This is a genomic window from Anaerobacillus alkaliphilus (genome assembly GCF_004116265.1).
Taxonomy (GTDB): Bacteria; Bacillota; Bacilli; order Bacillales; family Anaerobacillaceae; genus Anaerobacillus; species Anaerobacillus alkaliphilus.
The window spans coordinates 635978-652309 of the sequence record NZ_QOUX01000047.1 but is presented as its reverse complement, the minus strand read 5'-3'; the positions used below and the strand labels follow the sequence as shown (position 1 = coordinate 652309).

Here is a 16332-nt window from a genome sequence, read left to right as displayed (position 1 = left end):
ATGATCGAAACGTACATGAACGAATGGAGGACATGCTGTGGAAAGAAAAGTACGAAATTATACACCAGCGATTATTATTTTAACGATTATTATTAATGGACTAGTTGTTGTTTTGTCTGGTATGCCAAGACTAGATATTGATCCTGGTTTTGACGTGAAGATTTTACCGTTAATTAATGCAATTCTAAATTCTTTTACTTTTTTATTTTTAGTTGGAGCATTATGGGCGATTAAGAAAAAGAACATCTCGCTTCATAGTAAGTTTATCTATGCTGCGTTTACTACGACTGCATTGTTTTTGGTCACGTACGTTGGCCACCATGCATTATCGGAAGCGACGACTTTTGGTGGGGAAGGTATGATAAAGTCGTTTTACTACTTTATTTTAATTACACATATTGTTTTAGCTGCTGCGATTGTTCCTTTAGCGCTTGTAACATTAGCCCGGGGACTAAATCGACAGGATGAAAAGCATCGTAAAATCGCGCGTTGGACAATGCCTTTATGGTTGTACGTTGCTTTTACTGGAGTCCTTGTGTATGTATTAATTTCACCATATTATTAATTTTTGTAGACGCATGGAAATTTCCATGCGTTTTTTGATACCTTTTTTATTTTGTAACGACTAATTAGATCAGGCCATGAAATAAAAGTGGGTCGCTTCAGTGGATATTACTAGGCTACCAATAGTTATCACTTCAATTTCTGGTGGGAATAGGGTATTATTCATAAGTATGAAATAATTTTCAAGGAGAATATATCCCTAATGAAAACTTTTAAAAAGGTTTATGTAGAGATTACAAGCATATGTAATTTGGCCTGTAGTTTTTGCCCACCGACAGAACGTGCGAAACAGTTTATTTCTATTGAACAATTCACTACTATTTTAGATCAAATAAAGCCTCATACTAAATATATCTACTTACATGTAAAAGGTGAACCACTGTTACACCCCAAAATTGACCAGCTGTTAGATATAAGCCATGAAAAAGGTTTTAAAGTCAACATTACGACAAATGGGACCCTATTGAAAAAAGCGAAGCACAAGATTTTTGGAAAGCCAGCTATTCGTCAGATGAATTTCTCCTTGCATAGCTTTGATGGTCACCCAGGCTCTACAAATCGATTGGAATACATTACTACTGTTCTAGGTTTTGCAAGAGAAGCTGTTGATAGTAGCAATATGATTGTCTCACTTCGGTTATGGAATTTAGATCAAGACAATGCAACGAATTTAGAGAGAAGTAGAAACCGTGAGGCCCTAGCAATTATAGAGGAAGAGTTTAACCTAGACTATCAGATCGAGGAAAGAGTAACTCCTGGTAGTGGTTTAAAAATTGCTGACCGAATCTATATAAATCAAGATTATGAGTTCAAATGGCCAGCTCTTCATGAAGAGGAAGACGAAGGCAAAGGCTTCTGTCACGGCCTTCGTAGTCAGGCAGCGATCTTAACGAACGGGACCGTTGTACCTTGTTGTCTTGATGGAGAAGGAGTCATTAACCTTGGTAATGTGTATGAAACTTCTTTTTCGGATATCGTTGAAGGTGACCGTGCCAATAAACTTTATGATGGGTTCTCTAGAAGAGAAGCGGTAGAAGAATTGTGTAGAAAATGCGGTTATCGCAAACGTTTTGGATAATATGAAAATACCTCGTAGCGGGGTATTTTTTTTGTGTATAAAAGCATGTCCATAGTCCTTATTAAGTTATGTGAAATAAGTAGTGACTTTGCTAGTGGTAGCTATCTATTTCTAGAGATTAAGGTGTGTTTTCTTTTTTTGTAGTCCTATTTTGTCAAAAAACGAAGAAATTTCTGGGTGAATGTGAAATAATTGCTATATATTTTGCGAAATTTTAATAAAAGGGTGAGAAAAAGTTGTCAAAGCAAGATCAGTCACAGCAAGGTTATACACCAAGGAAAAAAAGAAAGAAGAAGCCTAACGGGAGACGATTATTCTTACCTATCCTATTAATGGTTGGTATTGTTTATAGTCTAGGAGTTTTCTCAAGTAACTATTTAAGTTTTATAAAACCTAGTTTTGTGCATTCAGTTCAGTCGCAAGAAGAATTGCTTGAAGAGAGTAATGCACCTGTCGTTGAGGAAATACATTATCCAGTTCCAGAGACTTTGATATTAGTAGAGACGATTGAGGAACCTAGTAGTGAAATTGAACAAGGAAAAGAAGAGAAGCTTGTACATAGTCAAAAGGAAGAGAAGAAAGTTACAGAGGCTAAGGTTTTAGAAGTAAAGTTAGAGCCTAAAAAACAAGAACCGGTAATTGAGAAAGTGGTTGATGAAGAACCGGTGGTTGAACAAGTAATTATGGTGAGTGAAAAAAAGTCAGAGGTTGAAGATAAGCCAGTTCAAGCAGCTGCTAATCGAGTAGCCGTTCATGAAGTACAACCAAAAGAAACTCTTTTTAGTATAACGATGCAATACTATCTGAGTGGTAGTTTTCAAGGAAAAGTTGCAGATTTCAATGGTATCAGCAATCCAGAAACAGAAGTGAAAGCAGGGATGAAGCTAGAACTTCCTGATCCTGCAATCCTTGCTTTTCATCAAGTGAAGCAAGGTGAAACTCTCTTTAGCATTACGATGCAATATTACCAGCAGGGGAAATTCCAAGAACATTTAGCATCCTATAATGGGATTAAAAATCCTGCAACAGATGTAAAAGTTGGGATGGTTCTCAAGATACCAAATCTATCAATTGTAAAAGTAGAGCCAAAAGAGACGTACAGTCTGAAAATTAATAAAGGCACAAATACGTTAACCGTTTTTCGAAATGGAGTAGTGATCAAGAGTTTTCCAATTGCGACCGGAAAAAGTTCTTCGCTTACACCTGAAGGTACATTTAAAATTGTAAACAAAGTAGAAAAACCTTGGTTTAACCCGGAAAATATACCTGGCGGAGATCCACGTAATCCACTAGGAAGCCATTGGCTCGGCTTAAATGTTCCTGGTACAAAAGGCTATACATACGGTATCCATGGGACAAATAATCCAGCCTCAATTGGAACTTATGCTAGTAAAGGCTGTATTCGAATGTACAATTCTGATATTCTATGGATCTATCAAAATGTACCGATGCAGACGACTGTGGAGATTGTCAGTAAGTAGAATAAAATTGTTGGCACGATTCGTTACAAACGAATTGTGCCTTTTTATTTAATAATATCAAGTAGTTTGATTTTCACTTTATTTAAGGTATTATATATAGTAGATGTTATGACCTAGTCATAAGTGAAAAGGTTAAGGTGATGAAATGAAGTGCGTAGGCATTGTTGGTATTGGGACATGTTTACCATCAAATGTTGTAGCTAATCGAGATTTAGAGGAGATTATGGAGACAACAGATGAGTGGATTAGATCTCGGACTGGAATAGAGGAGCGACGGATTGCTTCAGACGATATAGATACTTCAGATATGGCGATTGTTGCGGCAAAAAATGCGTTACTAAACGCTGATATGGATGCTAGTGATATAGATTTAATCTTAGTGGCAACGGCAACACCTGACTATGTTTTCCCATCGGTTGCCTGCATGGTTCAGGAAGGGTTGGGTATTCCAAACGTACCAGCGATGGATCTAAGTGCAGCTTGCTCAGGATTTGTTTATGCTGTTGTAACGGGTAAACAGTTTATTGATTCAAATACATATAAAAATGTGTTAGTGATTGGTAGTGAGAAATTTTCTAAAATTATTGATTGGAATGACCGCAATACGTCTGTGTTATTCGGTGACGGAGCTGGCGCAGTGATATTAAGCGAGGTGTCAGAGGGGAAAGGGATCCTTGCCTTTGAAATCGGTGCTGATGGAACTGGAGCAAAACATTTATTGGTCGATAATAAAACAAATTTTGTCACAATGAATGGAAGAGAAGTGTTTAAGTTTGCAGTTCGGCAAATGCCTGAAACGAGCTTGTCAGTGATTGAAAAGGCAGGACTGACAGCAGAGGATGTCGATTTTCTTGTGCCACACCAAGCGAACATTCGCATTATAGATACAGCAAGAGCCAGACTCGGTTTGGAAAAAGACAAAGTCTCAACAACAGTAACAAATCATGGAAATACCTCTGCAGCCTCTATACCATTAGCGTTATTTTCAGAAATTGAAAATGGCAAAATTCATGATGGTGATGTTATTGTTTTGGTTGGCTTTGGTGGTGGTTTAACCTGGGGTTCGATTTGCTTACGATGGGGACGATAATTTATTTTGAGAGGAGAATAAAAGATGAAAAAACGAGTAGTTATTACTGGTATGGGTGCGATAACACCTTTAGGAAATGATGTGTCAACAACGTGGGAGAACATAAAAAATAATGTTTCTGGAATTGATCAACTGACACGGGTCGACGCAGAAAAGTTTACAGTAAAGGTCTCTGCTGAAGTGAAGGACTTTGCTCCTGAAAAATTTATGGATCCTAAAGAAGCACGGAGAATGGGGCGCTATACTCAGTTAGCGATAGCTGCTAGTAAAATGGCAGTAGAGGACGCTAATCTGAAAATTGGTGAGGATGTTGCTGCTGAAAGGATTGGTGTTTGGATTGGATCAGGTATTGGTGGTCTAGGTGAGTTTGAGGAGCAACATAAAAAGTTTCTAGAAAAAGGACCTAAACGTGTGAGTCCTTTTATTATACCTATGTTTATTCCAGATATGGCTTCGGGGCGGGTGTCAATTGAACTTGGTGCTAAGGGAATGAATAATTGTTCTGTGACAGCATGTGCTTCAGGGGCAAATTCAATTGGTGATGCGTTTCGAACAATTCAAAATGGTGATATGGATATGATGGTTACTGGCGGAACTGAGGCGGCGATTACAGAGATGACGGTTGCTGGCTTCTCTAATATGACAGCGTTATCGACGAACCCAGATCCAAAGACTGCTAGTCGCCCGTTTGATAAAAACCGGGATGGATTTGTCATTGCGGAGGGAGCGGGAATCCTTATATTGGAAGAATTAGAGCATGCGTTGGCACGTGGTGCTAAAATTTACGGAGAATTAGTTGGCTACGGGGCAACAGGCGATGCCTATCATATTACCACGCCAGCTCCAGACGGAGAAGGAGGTCAACGAGCGATGAAATTGGCTATGTCTGATGCATCTATCTCACCTCAGGAAGTGGATTATATTAACGCTCACGGTACGAGTACTCACTATAATGACTTATACGAGACAAAAGCGATTAAGGAAGTGTTTGGTGAACATGCCTATAAACTAGCGATTAGTTCCACCAAATCGATGACAGGACATTTACTTGGTGCAGCTGGAGCAATCGAGGCAATCTTCTCTGTCCTAGCGATACGAGACAGCATTTTTCCAGCGACGATAGGCTACACAACACCGGACGAAGAGCTTGATTTAGATTATGTGCCAAATCAGGCACGTTCAGGTGAAGTTAATGTAGTTCTCTCCAACTCATTAGGATTTGGCGGGCATAATGCAACGTTGGCGTTTAGAAAATATCAATAAAAAAAATTAAGGACTAATTCTAAAATGGATTAGTCCTTAATTTTTTTGTGTGGCAGGATATGGTAAAATTTAAAAGGGAGGCGATGTTTCTTGGAAGAGAAGATCGTTGCAATTTACGAAAAGTGGAAAAAGGGAAGAGAAAGGGAAAACTCGGGAGTTTATGGAATTTGGTTTTTGTTCGTAGTAGGTGTAGTGTACATTTCAATTCTTTTCAGTTCCATTCTTACACTCTTGCCAAGAGAATACTCTCTATTTATGTTCGGAGCAATTACCGTCTTTTTTTATTACCTTCTGAAAATGGGTATTCCCCTTTTGCCATACAAACCGTACAAAAGTAAACGTTCCAGAGTGTTACATGAATTTATTTTAGGAGTTTTCATTCCATTAGTATCAATAGGGATAACGAAGATTGTCGAAGGGAGCATGCTGTTAGGAAGCGTAGTGCTGGCTATCATTGTACTATGTTTTATGAATTTGACGATCTTCTATGATGATACTTCATATTGGGATGGAATTAAGCAAATAAAGCCATTGTCTATTCTCGTTGCAGCCACCTTTTTCGTGGTGAGCTATCTAGTGGGATATGTAGTTCTTAAATGAAAGTGGCCTTGTTAGGTTTTAATTGGAGAATGTGTGATTACAACTACTGTTAGGAAAAATATGTATTTTCATAGCTGGTGGTGGTAAAGTAGATTTATAAGTATGAAAGTCTTGGAGGTTATTATGTCGGATTGTATATTTTGCAAGATTGTTAAACGTGAGGCTCCAGCTGAAATTATCTATGAAAACGAAGATGCAATGGCTTTTTACGGATTGCATTTCAGTGCACCTGTTCACGCGTTAGTCATTCCGAAAAAGCATATTGAAAATATTATGGATATTACGGAAGAAGATGAAAAAGCAATTTTTCAAACGCACTTGGCGATGAAGGAAGTCGCGATAAAACTGGGCATTGACCAAACTGGTTTCAGAATTATAACAAATACCGGTGAGCATGGGCAACAAGAGGTCTATCATATTCATTACCACATTCTTGGAGGTAGACAGCTAAAGTGGGAAATGTAATTACAATAAAAGTCCCAGATAACTATCCATTGATTGCCTCGTTTATTGCTAAAGTTAATCATGGAGAAGATCATGTTGGTTATTGCGGCGATGATCAGGAAGAGATCTTACATACATTGTTACATGATTTTTCCGATTTGCCGCTGGAGCAATCACTTGTAGCAGCCTATGAAGGTGATGAGCTTGTAGGAGTGCTTGGAATGGATATAGACAGGGAGTCAAAAGTTACCGAGTTATGGGGCCCTTTTGTCGTCCATGAGGATTGCGAAAAGATTGCGACGTTGATGTATAACGACATCATGAACCAAATACCTATCTCGTTAACGCAAGTACTTGGTTTTTATAATAAAGAAAATAAGAACTCTCAGCTATTTATGGAGAAGATTGGTGCTATCCGGAAAGATGAGCATACGATTTTAACTTGTCATAAAAAAGGTCAAATAGATGAAGCGGGCATAGTCGAAGTCACTCCAGAGTATTATGAGAGTTTTCGAGAGTTACATGATGGATCGTTTCCAAATGCTTATGAAACTAGCGAGGAAATCTTAAGTAAGATAGATGATCATCATAAAGTCTTTGTAGCACATGATCAGAACGAGCTACTCGGGTATGTTTACTGTGAGGCCAATCCTCAATTTTCAGGAGGAGATATTCATTTTATTGCAGTTACGCCTTCTTCAAGAGGGTTAGGGATTGGGAAAAAACTAGTGAACAAGGCATTAACATTTCTGTTTTCATTTGAGGAGATTGAGGAGATCACGTTATGTGTAAACTCTAGTAATCAGGCAGCCATTCACGTTTATGAAAAAGTTGGTTTTACGAAAGTTCATGAACTTGTCTTTTATCAAGGAAAGCTGGGTGAATAATGGTTGAAAAAAACTACGCTGGCTAATGGGGAAACAGTAGAATTCGAATGTCTGAGCTGTGCAATTACAAGTGGAGAAATGGAACCAGACGGAGGAACCATTGTTGAGACCGAGTTTTTTCATGCGCATCAAGATGTTGCCTACCCAATTCAAGGGTTAGTTATTTTAGCCTCGAAGCGGCATGTTAAATGCCTAGACGAGCTAACGGATGAGGAATTACTTGATTATCAAAGGTTGCTAGTCAAAATACGTAAAGCCCAACGAGAGGTTTTAGGGATTGAGTACGTTTACTATTTTTACAATGAGGATACTACCCACCATTTTCACACGTGGATGGTCCCGAGGTACGAGTGGATGTACAAGTTTGGACGTTCCATTGAATCTGTGAGGCCCGTGTTACTCCATGCAAGAAATGAGATGTATACAGCAGAGAACTTAGAAGATGTAAGAGCAGCAATTTCATCATTAACAAAGGCACTAAATAAGGAGTGAATCATTTGTTTACAGACTTAAATAAACGTATTGAAGAAGTGAAAGAAGCTCAATGGAAAAAGCGGAAGTACAGTGAGCATTTGTCTAGGGCGTATCGCTATCTAAAAGACCAAAAACAGAAAGTAAATCAGTTGAAACGGTAGTTATTGAAAGAACAAGAGGATGTGGAGAAACTAGAGCGGATCTCTCTTACCAATGTGTTTTATACGCTGATCGGAAAGAAGTTAGAGAAACTAGATAAAGAACAGCAAGAAGCTTTGGCTGCTCAGTTGAAATATGAAGAAGCAGTAGATACGTTGGCTGAAATGGAACAGGAGATTACAGAATTAGAAGCGAGTCTAGTACCTTATAAGAGTGCTGATCAATATTACCAGCAGTTATTAGTAGAAAAAGAACGTCTGATTCACGATCAACAATCAATCTGGAGTGAACAGTTGTATGAGCTTTCAGATAGGCAGGCGGAGCTGAAGGCATCGTTACAAGAGTACCAAGAAGCAATTCAGGCTGGAAATCCTACTTCAAGTGCTCTTTCTACAGCACTTTCTTCATTAGGCAAAGCAAAAGGCTGGTCTACATGGGATATGGTTGGAGGCGGGATGATGACAACGGCTATTAAGCATAGTCATATTGATGAGTCAAAGCGTTATATTCATCAAGCACAAACACGCTTACGTCATTTTCAAGAAGAGCTAAGAGATGTCGTCAATCATGACCATATAGAACTTGAAGTAGGTGGGATCCTAACGTTTGCTGACTATTTCTTCGATGGGTTAATTGTTGACTGGACCGTTCACGGCAAAATTACGGATTCGCTTAGACAAGTAGAAAGAACAAAGTCCTCCGTTGATAGCGTACTTAGAAGATTACAAATGCAACGAAACAAGCGTGAGGAAGAATTGCAGAAGCTTGAAGTCCAGAGAAAACAGTTAATTGAAGAAGCGGATTAAACAAACTCTCAGAAAGAGGGATATGTAATGAATGAACAATTTACTAGGTTACTCGCGGAACATACGTTCAAAGGTAGAGAATATTCTTTTACGCATGCAGATGTAGTTCTTTATCATCCAGGACATTATATGGAATTAAACGAACAGATCGTCGCTTTGTACCAACAAGAAGGCTTTGAAAAAATTATGATCCCTAAAGTCTTTAATAAATTTTTAGGTGAAGAGGAATACGCCTATCATAAAGAGCTTCTTAGTGAAATGGGAATACCTGAAGAGATTATCCTTCCGATAGAAGGGGAGGCAGCTTCAGCCAATGAGATTATCGAACACGCGATGAGTCACTTAGCTGAAACATCGGCTAAAAAAGTCTTGTTGGCTGGAAAAACCTTCTTTATGAAACGTTTCTTGCTAATTGCAACTGCGTTTGCCAAAGAGGACATGGTGCTTGACGTTTTACCACTAGTTGATAAGAGAGGTCTTAACAAAGAGAATTGGCACGAGACAGAGCAAGGAAAGAAAAGAGTATTTCACGAGTTTCAGATGATTGCCCAATTCTTATCCAAGTATCAAAGTAAAGGATGATATCTATGAGTAGTGAGTTAAAACAACATATAAGACAACTAGAGGAAAGTCATACGACTCTTGTAAACCGAGAGTCAGTTGAATTTCTTGATAAAATTTTAGCAGACGATTTTTTTGAGATCGGTAGTTCAGGATACTTTTTTAATAAAGCAGAATGCCTAGAAAGTGGCGTAGTCTTAACAGAGATGAAGCTCTACAACCATGAAATCTATCTGTTAGCTGATGGAGTAGTGTTATCAACGTACTTTGTTCGTGACGAAACTCGCGATCGCAATACACTTCGAAGTTCAATTTGGAAGATGATTGACGGTAGATGGCAACTATATTTTCACCAAGGAACGATTACTCCGTTACAAGTAAGTGACATAGTGAAAGAATAAGAGGTGGAAACGATGACACTTCTAGAAAAGATATTTCAGATGGAAGTAGAATATGTAAAACTGTTCTCTGAGGTTAAGGAAGAAGTAAGTGCACTTGTGTTTACAGATGTTCATTTGCCGGATATGTATAATCATAATTTTAGTCTTTATCCATCGAATGATGGCCTCATTGAATACATAAATAACGAACTGAAGAAGGAAGAAGTAAAGAATAAGGGGTTTCTTCGGGTAGTTACTCACGACACCGCCAATGCAACTGCGATTAGCGAGCTTTTAGTAAAACCTGAGATTTCTACCTTTGATCTGATGTATATCGAATCAGTTAAATACAGTGAAATGCAGGGAAATCCTAATTGTTCTGTTTTGTGTGCTGATAACAATACCGTACTGGACGATGGGATGAAAGTTGATGTGTTAGCAAATCAAGAAGCAATGGGCGTAGATTTTGCCAAAAGAAGGATTGCTAGAAAAGCTCTTGAATATAAAAGTCTTGATAAACCGATTCAATTGTTTGTTTGTTACCACGAAGACAGGCCTGTTGGTAACATAGAATACATTCCATTCGATGATATCGTTAAATTAGAGGACTTTGATATTTTAGAAGAGTATCAACGAAAAGGCTTTGGTACTACAGTTCTTAAACACTTATTAGAAAAGGCATATCATGATAACATAGAATATGCTTATCTGATTACAGATTCGCAAGATACGGCGAAAGAAATGTACGAGAAATGTGGCTTGAAAAAAATCGGAGAGAAAACAGAACTATTTTTTCGTCTTAAGTAAGATGTCCTGGAGGAATATATAATGCGAAAGATTGCAATTGTCACAGGAGTAAGTCGTTTAAAAGGTATTGGAGCAGCGATTTGCGAGGAACTAGCTAAAGCGGGCTATCATATCTTTTTTACCTATTGGACAAATTATGACCAACAAATGCCTTGGAGTGTAGAAGTGGATGAGCCTCAAAGAATAAAAGAAAATCTATTATTAAAAGGAGTTAAGGTAGCGTCCATGGAATTGGACTTAACTCAGAGGGATGCAGCAGAAAACCTTATTCGCACAGTTATAGAAGAGCTAGGTGAACCTGATATACTTATTAATAATGCAGCATATTCGACGAATAACGATTTTTCTACGATCACAGCTGAAGATTTGGATAAGCATTATTTTGTTAATGTTCGGGCCACGACTTTGGTAAGTAGTCTATTTGCCAAGGCTTTTACAAAGGGAACCGGTGGAAGGATTGTCAATATCACATCAGGTCAGTTTCGAGGGCCGATGCCAGGTGAACTTGCTTATGCGACAACCAAAGGAGCCATTGATGCGCTTACGTTGACTCTTTCAGCGGAGGTTGCTCCTTTAGGAATTACAGTAAACGCGATAAACCCTGGTCCAACAGATACAGGTTGGATGACAGAAGAGATCAAAAAAGATCTACTCCCAATGTTTCCTTTTGGAAGAATTGGTGATCCGAGAGATGTAGCAAAAACAATCAAATTTCTAGTAAGTGATGAAGCAGAGTGGGTTACCGGTCAAATTATCCATTCTGAAGGTGGTTTTAGAAGGTAGATTGGGAAAGGAGCGTATTCCATTGAAATTACCGACATGCAGTTCATGTAAGTACCAATTCAAATGAAGAGAGCTTTTGTTCTTTGTTGGTGCTAAGAAATGTCCTAAGTGCAGGACCAAGCAGTATGTAACTGCGAAAAAACGCAAGCAAACGAGTTTGGTTGGACCAATTGTCGTCGTATTCCTTTTCTTACTTCTTAATGTTTTTAATTTTTCGATTGGAATAGGTGCATTTATAAGTTTGATTGTTTTAGTCATTGGTTTTGTAATATTTCCGTATTTATATGAGTTTACTGATAAGGAAGAATCTCTTTTTTAAGAATTCTATCTTTTAGTTTGGAGAAAAACTACATTAGCCATTTTATCATAACTATGATTACTACTAGCAAGGGATTTGGTAAATCCCTTGCTAGTTTAATTCTGTTTAGAATATTGGAATTATTAACGACTCTCCGAGGTGTACTAGACATTTATGGTAATACAGACGTGCAATTAAAAAGTGTCTTTGTGAATAGGATACTTAAACAAACGAAGCAGTAATCTATAAGAGCGATTTATTAATAATAAAAAAGAATTATTTACGGAATATATTAAATAAAGGAGATGTGTCAAACATGAGTTTCATTGAAAGAATTGATACAGTTTGTATAAAAGTTCGTAACATTGAGGAATCAAGTTTGTGGTATCAGGAGAAATTAGGTTTTAAAGTTGTTTATCAAGGTTTAAGTTATCGAGTTTTAAGTATTGGTGATAGTTCAGTACCTTTAACAATTGAGCAAGATAATGATAAGACTTCAACTTCTAACCAAACATATCCAATCTTTTTTACTAAAAATATTAAAGAAACATATCAAAGTTTAAAAGAAAAAGGAGTTAGTTGCGGGGAAATTCAGATTGATGGAGTTAATAATTTTTTTGATTTCTACGATGCAGATGGTAATAAGTTACAAGTCTGTTTTTGGGAGTAGGTTTAGGTACTTTTGCAACTTTTTCACTAAACGAATAAAAAGCACAAGAAGGAATTATATACACCTTGAAAAAGCACCTGACTAATTCAGGTGCTCTTCATAATTTTAAAGTGGTATTTACTTCGTTATTTTCATTTTTACGCATTGTCTCCCGAAATCGCACCCCTTACACTAACTAGGTATCGCGATTTTTTTCTTCACTTTCTCATTACCATACACTTTATTTGCAATCTTAGGCGCTAACTGGAACAAAACAATACCTATGGATGCGGTGATTAAGATATATAATCCTCCAAATAGAGCATACTCACCAACTGCTAAACTAGCGATGATTACCGAAAACTCACCTCTAGCTGTTAAAGACAATCCAGCCTTTAATGCCGTTCTCTTATTTAACCCATACCATTTACCGCCAACTATTCCGACTATTACTTTTGCAACAATTGTGTACACGATTAAGATGATTAATAAGGATAGCATTGGGATTGCACCAAACTCTATCGTTGTACCAAAATATAAGAAAAACAAGGGTAATAGCAAGTCTTTCATTGGCAACAATAAATGCTCCATAGGTTCAGGTCTTTTCACTTCTGCTAACGTAATTCCTATTAAGAATGCCCCTAATACTTCTGACAATCCCAACTGCAGTGCCCAACCACCAAAAGCTAAAGCTAGTCCTACAATAAGCAAGATCATTACGTCACTGTTCATATAAGTATCAAAGAAAGTAGCCAGTTTACTAAATACGAATACACCTAACAAAATTGCAAGGATAGTCATACCTATAATTTTTACAAATATCATACTAAAATCAAATGCAGTTAATCCTATACCTGCAGTTAGAGCAACTAAAATCGCCACTACTATCGGTGCTACTAAGTCTTCAAAAATTAATAAGCCTAACATAAACTCACTTTCAGTGTTCGCCATACGCTTATTAGATTCTAACAATTTTGCTGTGATTGAACTACTAGTCGCATATGTAATACCACCAATAATGAAGCTCGTTAGTAAATCCAAACCAAATACCATACAAAGAGCCATGGGTAATCCTAAGCATAATAGGACATCTAAGACACCTGCAGGGGCTACCTTTTTGGCTATACCAACTAATCTTTTTATCGGGAACTCTAAACCGAGTAAAAAGAATAATAAGATGATCCCTATTTCACCCATTACATGCAGTAGTTTTAAATCGGTAAACAAACCACCTACAACGATCCCCAATAATATGTAAATAATTACATTCGGCACTTTCACTTTAACGCCTATAAAACCAGCCACGAATAGCAGGAGAAATAAAAGCCCACTATTTAATATCATGTTGTAATCCGAGAACAATTAAATCACACTCCTCGGTTGTTCGGATTAATGTATTGCGTTTTAATCCAATCTTCAAATGAAGAAATATTGTCCCTACTTCCAGCCACCATTAGGACATCTTCTGTTTTTAGAACTTCATCAGCTGAAGGACTTACAATGACATTTTCTCCTCTTGTTATCGCTACTACCATAGCGCCAGTTTTCGCTCTGATATCGGACTCCATTAAAGTCTTTCCTACTAAAACACTATTTTGTGTTAAAGTGTACCACTCTAATACCATTGCACCTTTAACCATTTTCATTTGATCGGTATCCCCGGGCTGATAACTAGCACCTAGCAATTGTGCACCTAACTCCCGTGTGTCTTGAGCAGATAATTCGATGGCATAATCTGCTTCGTCATCATCTACGTCATGTGAAAAGTATAAATCTCGTTTACCCGTATGATGTGTAATTAAATTAATTTTCTCATTTTTCGATGTCACCATTGTAATCTTCTTTCCAATAGTAGGTAAATCGGTTACGATCGTCTTCATTTGATCTTCTCCTTATTCCATAATTTAGTTGCCGTTATCAGCACTTATACTTATATTAGTTTAACTCAACCTCCAATTTATGTATAGATATACGAGGTACTTCATAGTTCAACTCTACTAATTCCTCTAATGTTCATTATGCTAGGTTTTAAAAAAACATAAGACAACTGATCTATTTATAACGAAATTTAACGAAACTAAACAAAACATAACGAAACTAAATAAAACGGTTGAAAGTTAAATGAAAATAAGTTATTTTTAACTAAGGTAGGATTGTTAAAGGGAGGCAAACGATGACAGACAGTACATATACACCAGATGAGATAGCGAAAATGTTTAAAATATCTAAGCATACGGTTTATGAGCTGATTAAGCGTGGCGAATTACAAGCTTTCAAAATTGGAAATAAGATGAGAATAAACCCTGAAGAAGTCGAGCGCTTCAAAAGTAGTTCTCAAGCTCATCAAAATCATACGTCAAATGCAGTGATTGCCCAGCCTTCACTCAGTACGACAATTAGGTTAACGGGTAGCCATGATTTCTTGGTTGAACAATTAACCAAATATGTAAGTAAAAAGACAAATTTGCAACTGCAACCAACCTATATTGGGAGTCTTGAAGGTTTAATGATGCTGTATCGAGGTGCTGCTGACGTGGCGGCGGTTCATTTACTTGATCCAAACTCAAAACAATATAACATTCCATTTATCAAGCAGTTGTTTGTTCATGAGAAGATTTCGGTGATTGGACTAGCTTCAAGGGAACAAGGCTTTATTGTCGCGAAAGGGAATCCTAAAGTGATTACAAGCTTTGGTGACTTAACAAGGAGAGATGTTTCATTCGTCAATCGACAAAAAGGTTCGGGGACTCGCTTTTTATTGGATGCTTTTTTAGCACAGCATGAGATAAGCCCAAAGGAAGTTAAGGGCTACGATAACGAAGAGTGGAACCATTTGTCGACAGCTTCTCACATTAGTAGAGGAAGTGCAGATGTAGGGTTTGGAATTAAATCTGCAGCAGATCAATTAGGATTAGATTTCATTCCGGTTACGGAAGAACAATTTGACCTTGTGTTTCGCTGGACAGATGATAATGAAAAAGATTTAACTAGCCTGTATGAATTAATTTGTACCGAAGAGTTTAAAACACAAATTACGAAAATACCAGGTTACAAGTTAAAGGGTTTAGGAGAAATAAAATATACAACAATTAATTAGGGGGAGCTTTACAATGAAAAGTAACAGTAAATTAATCTTAAGCTTGTTTGCATTATTGATGTTTGTGATGGTGGCTTGTTCGAACAACGCTGAACCAGCAAAGGAAACTGAGGTTGCCAATGAGGTTACGGAGACGACTGAAACTGAAGCACCACAAACGGAAGCTCAAGAAATGATCTTGGCAACGACAACAAGTACTCAAGACAGTGGTTTATTAGATGTATTAATTCCACTGTTTGAAGAAAAGCACAACATCAAAGTGAAAACAATTGCAGTAGGTACTGGTCAAGCGCTAGCAATGGGTGAAAAAGGTGAGGCAGACGCACTTTTAACTCATGCTCCTGCTTCTGAACTAAAACTAGTAGAAAGCCAAGACGTTGTTAAAAGAAAAAGAGTTATGTATAATGACTTTGTTATTGTAGGTCCAGAGGTAGATCCAGCTGGGATTAAAGGCGCAGATGCGAAAACGGCATTTGCGAACATTTTTAATAGTGGAGCAACTTTCGTCTCTAGAGGAGACGATTCAGGTACTCATAAAATGGAGTTAAATCTTTGGGCTGCTGCAGAATTAAATCCTACTGGTCTTGATTGGTATTTAGAAACTGGGCAAGGAATGGGTAATACACTTCAATTAAGTGCTGAAAAAGACGGTTATGTGTTAACAGACCGCGCGACCTATTTAGCTCATGCAAAGAATTTTGAACATATGGTTATTTTAGTAGAAGGTGACGATGTCCTATTAAACATCTATCACGTAATGCAAGTAAACGATGAGAAACATAGTTTAGTAAATGGTGAAGCTGGTAACCTATTTGTTGAATTTATGGTAAGTGCTGAAGTACAAGAGATTATTAAAGATTTTGGTGTCGAACAATACGGTCAGCCATTGTTTTTCCAATATACAGAATAAA

At 37.5% G+C, this 16332-nt stretch carries 21 protein-coding genes; 19 read left to right on the top strand and 2 right to left on the bottom strand.

Annotated elements, in window-relative coordinates:
• The first annotated feature begins 37 nt into the window (after nt 1-37).
• The 17 genes from DS745_RS23610 to DS745_RS23535 all read left to right on the top strand — a co-directional run bounded on the left by DS745_RS23610 (nt 38) and on the right by DS745_RS23535 (nt 12345).
• Nucleotides 38-565, top strand: coding sequence for a DUF420 domain-containing protein (locus tag DS745_RS23610; protein ID WP_241657921.1), 528 nt, complete (start codon nt 38-40; stop codon nt 563-565).
• A gap of 201 nt (nt 566-766) precedes the next feature.
• On the top strand, nt 767-1642 hold the full coding sequence (locus DS745_RS23605; RefSeq protein ID WP_129080681.1) for a radical SAM/SPASM domain-containing protein: 876 nt from the start codon (nt 767-769) through the stop codon (nt 1640-1642).
• A gap of 236 nt (nt 1643-1878) precedes the next feature.
• A complete protein-coding gene (locus tag DS745_RS23600; RefSeq protein WP_129080680.1) occupies nt 1879-3123 on the top strand; it encodes a L,D-transpeptidase family protein in 1245 nt (414 codons plus the stop codon).
• A 145-nt stretch (nt 3124-3268) separates the two neighbouring features.
• On the top strand, nt 3269-4213 hold the full coding sequence (locus DS745_RS23595; protein ID WP_129080679.1) for a beta-ketoacyl-ACP synthase III: 945 nt from the start codon (nt 3269-3271) through the stop codon (nt 4211-4213).
• Between the two features lie 24 nt (nt 4214-4237).
• On the top strand, nt 4238-5476 hold the full coding sequence (gene fabF, locus DS745_RS23590; RefSeq protein ID WP_129080678.1) for a beta-ketoacyl-ACP synthase II: 1239 nt from the start codon (nt 4238-4240) through the stop codon (nt 5474-5476).
• 90 nt (nt 5477-5566) lie between these two features.
• A complete protein-coding gene (locus tag DS745_RS23585) occupies nt 5567-6076 on the top strand; it encodes a hypothetical protein (protein WP_129080677.1) in 510 nt (169 codons plus the stop codon).
• A gap of 123 nt (nt 6077-6199) precedes the next feature.
• The gene (locus DS745_RS23580; RefSeq protein ID WP_129080676.1) at nt 6200-6541 is read left to right on the top strand and encodes a histidine triad nucleotide-binding protein; all 342 of its coding nucleotides are present in this window, start codon (nt 6200-6202) and stop codon (nt 6539-6541) included.
• Nucleotides 6529-7407, top strand: coding sequence for a GNAT family N-acetyltransferase (locus DS745_RS23575; RefSeq protein ID WP_129080675.1), 879 nt, complete (start codon nt 6529-6531; stop codon nt 7405-7407). Before DS745_RS23580 ends, DS745_RS23575 begins: the two co-directional genes overlap by 13 nt.
• A 3-nt stretch (nt 7408-7410) precedes the next feature.
• Nucleotides 7411-7899 (top strand): HIT family protein, encoded by a 489-nt coding sequence (locus tag DS745_RS23570; RefSeq protein ID WP_129080674.1) that lies wholly within the window; start codon nt 7411-7413, stop codon nt 7897-7899.
• A gap of 5 nt (nt 7900-7904) precedes the next feature.
• On the top strand, nt 7905-8042 hold the full coding sequence (locus tag DS745_RS24790) for a hypothetical protein (protein ID WP_161568374.1): 138 nt from the start codon (nt 7905-7907) through the stop codon (nt 8040-8042).
• 3 nt (nt 8043-8045) lie between these two features.
• Nucleotides 8046-8846: a hypothetical protein gene (locus tag DS745_RS23565; protein ID WP_129080673.1), complete on the top strand. Its 801-nt coding sequence runs from the start codon at nt 8046-8048 to the stop codon at nt 8844-8846.
• A 27-nt stretch (nt 8847-8873) separates the two neighbouring features.
• Nucleotides 8874-9428, top strand: coding sequence for a hypothetical protein (locus tag DS745_RS23560; protein WP_129080672.1), 555 nt, complete (start codon nt 8874-8876; stop codon nt 9426-9428).
• A 5-nt stretch (nt 9429-9433) separates the two neighbouring features.
• Nucleotides 9434-9808: a nuclear transport factor 2 family protein gene (locus tag DS745_RS23555; protein WP_129080671.1), complete on the top strand. Its 375-nt coding sequence runs from the start codon at nt 9434-9436 to the stop codon at nt 9806-9808.
• Between the two features lie 12 nt (nt 9809-9820).
• Nucleotides 9821-10594 carry a GNAT family N-acetyltransferase gene (locus tag DS745_RS23550; protein WP_129080670.1) on the top strand — a complete coding sequence of 258 codons (774 nt, stop codon included), beginning with the start codon at nt 9821-9823 and terminating at the stop codon, nt 10592-10594.
• A gap of 21 nt (nt 10595-10615) precedes the next feature.
• Nucleotides 10616-11377 carry an SDR family oxidoreductase gene (locus tag DS745_RS23545; RefSeq protein ID WP_129080669.1) on the top strand — a complete coding sequence of 254 codons (762 nt, stop codon included), beginning with the start codon at nt 10616-10618 and terminating at the stop codon, nt 11375-11377.
• Between the two features lie 76 nt (nt 11378-11453).
• A complete protein-coding gene (locus DS745_RS25555) occupies nt 11454-11696 on the top strand; it encodes a TIGR04104 family putative zinc finger protein (protein ID WP_129080668.1) in 243 nt (80 codons plus the stop codon).
• 295 nt (nt 11697-11991) lie between these two features.
• A complete protein-coding gene (locus tag DS745_RS23535; protein ID WP_129080667.1) occupies nt 11992-12345 on the top strand; it encodes a VOC family protein in 354 nt (117 codons plus the stop codon).
• A 171-nt stretch (nt 12346-12516) separates the two neighbouring features.
• Here the strand turns inward: DS745_RS23535 and DS745_RS23530 are convergent, their stop codons facing one another.
• Nucleotides 12517-13686 carry a cation:proton antiporter gene (locus tag DS745_RS23530; RefSeq protein ID WP_241657920.1) on the bottom strand — a complete coding sequence of 390 codons (1170 nt, stop codon included), beginning with the start codon at nt 13684-13686 and terminating at the stop codon, nt 12517-12519.
• 5 nt (nt 13687-13691) lie between these two features.
• On the bottom strand, nt 13692-14204 hold the full coding sequence (locus DS745_RS23525) for a cation:proton antiporter regulatory subunit (RefSeq protein WP_129080666.1): 513 nt from the start codon (nt 14202-14204) through the stop codon (nt 13692-13694).
• Nucleotides 14205-14497: 293 nt separating this feature from the next.
• Here DS745_RS23525 and DS745_RS23520 point away from each other — a divergent pair, with 293 nt between their 5' ends.
• Both DS745_RS23520 and DS745_RS23515 read left to right on the top strand, forming a co-directional pair.
• Nucleotides 14498-15421, top strand: coding sequence for a substrate-binding domain-containing protein (locus DS745_RS23520; protein ID WP_129080665.1), 924 nt, complete (start codon nt 14498-14500; stop codon nt 15419-15421).
• Nucleotides 15422-15434: 13 nt separating this feature from the next.
• The gene (locus tag DS745_RS23515) at nt 15435-16331 is read left to right on the top strand and encodes an ABC transporter substrate-binding protein (RefSeq protein WP_129080664.1); all 897 of its coding nucleotides are present in this window, start codon (nt 15435-15437) and stop codon (nt 16329-16331) included.
• Nucleotide 16332 lies beyond the last annotated feature (1 nt).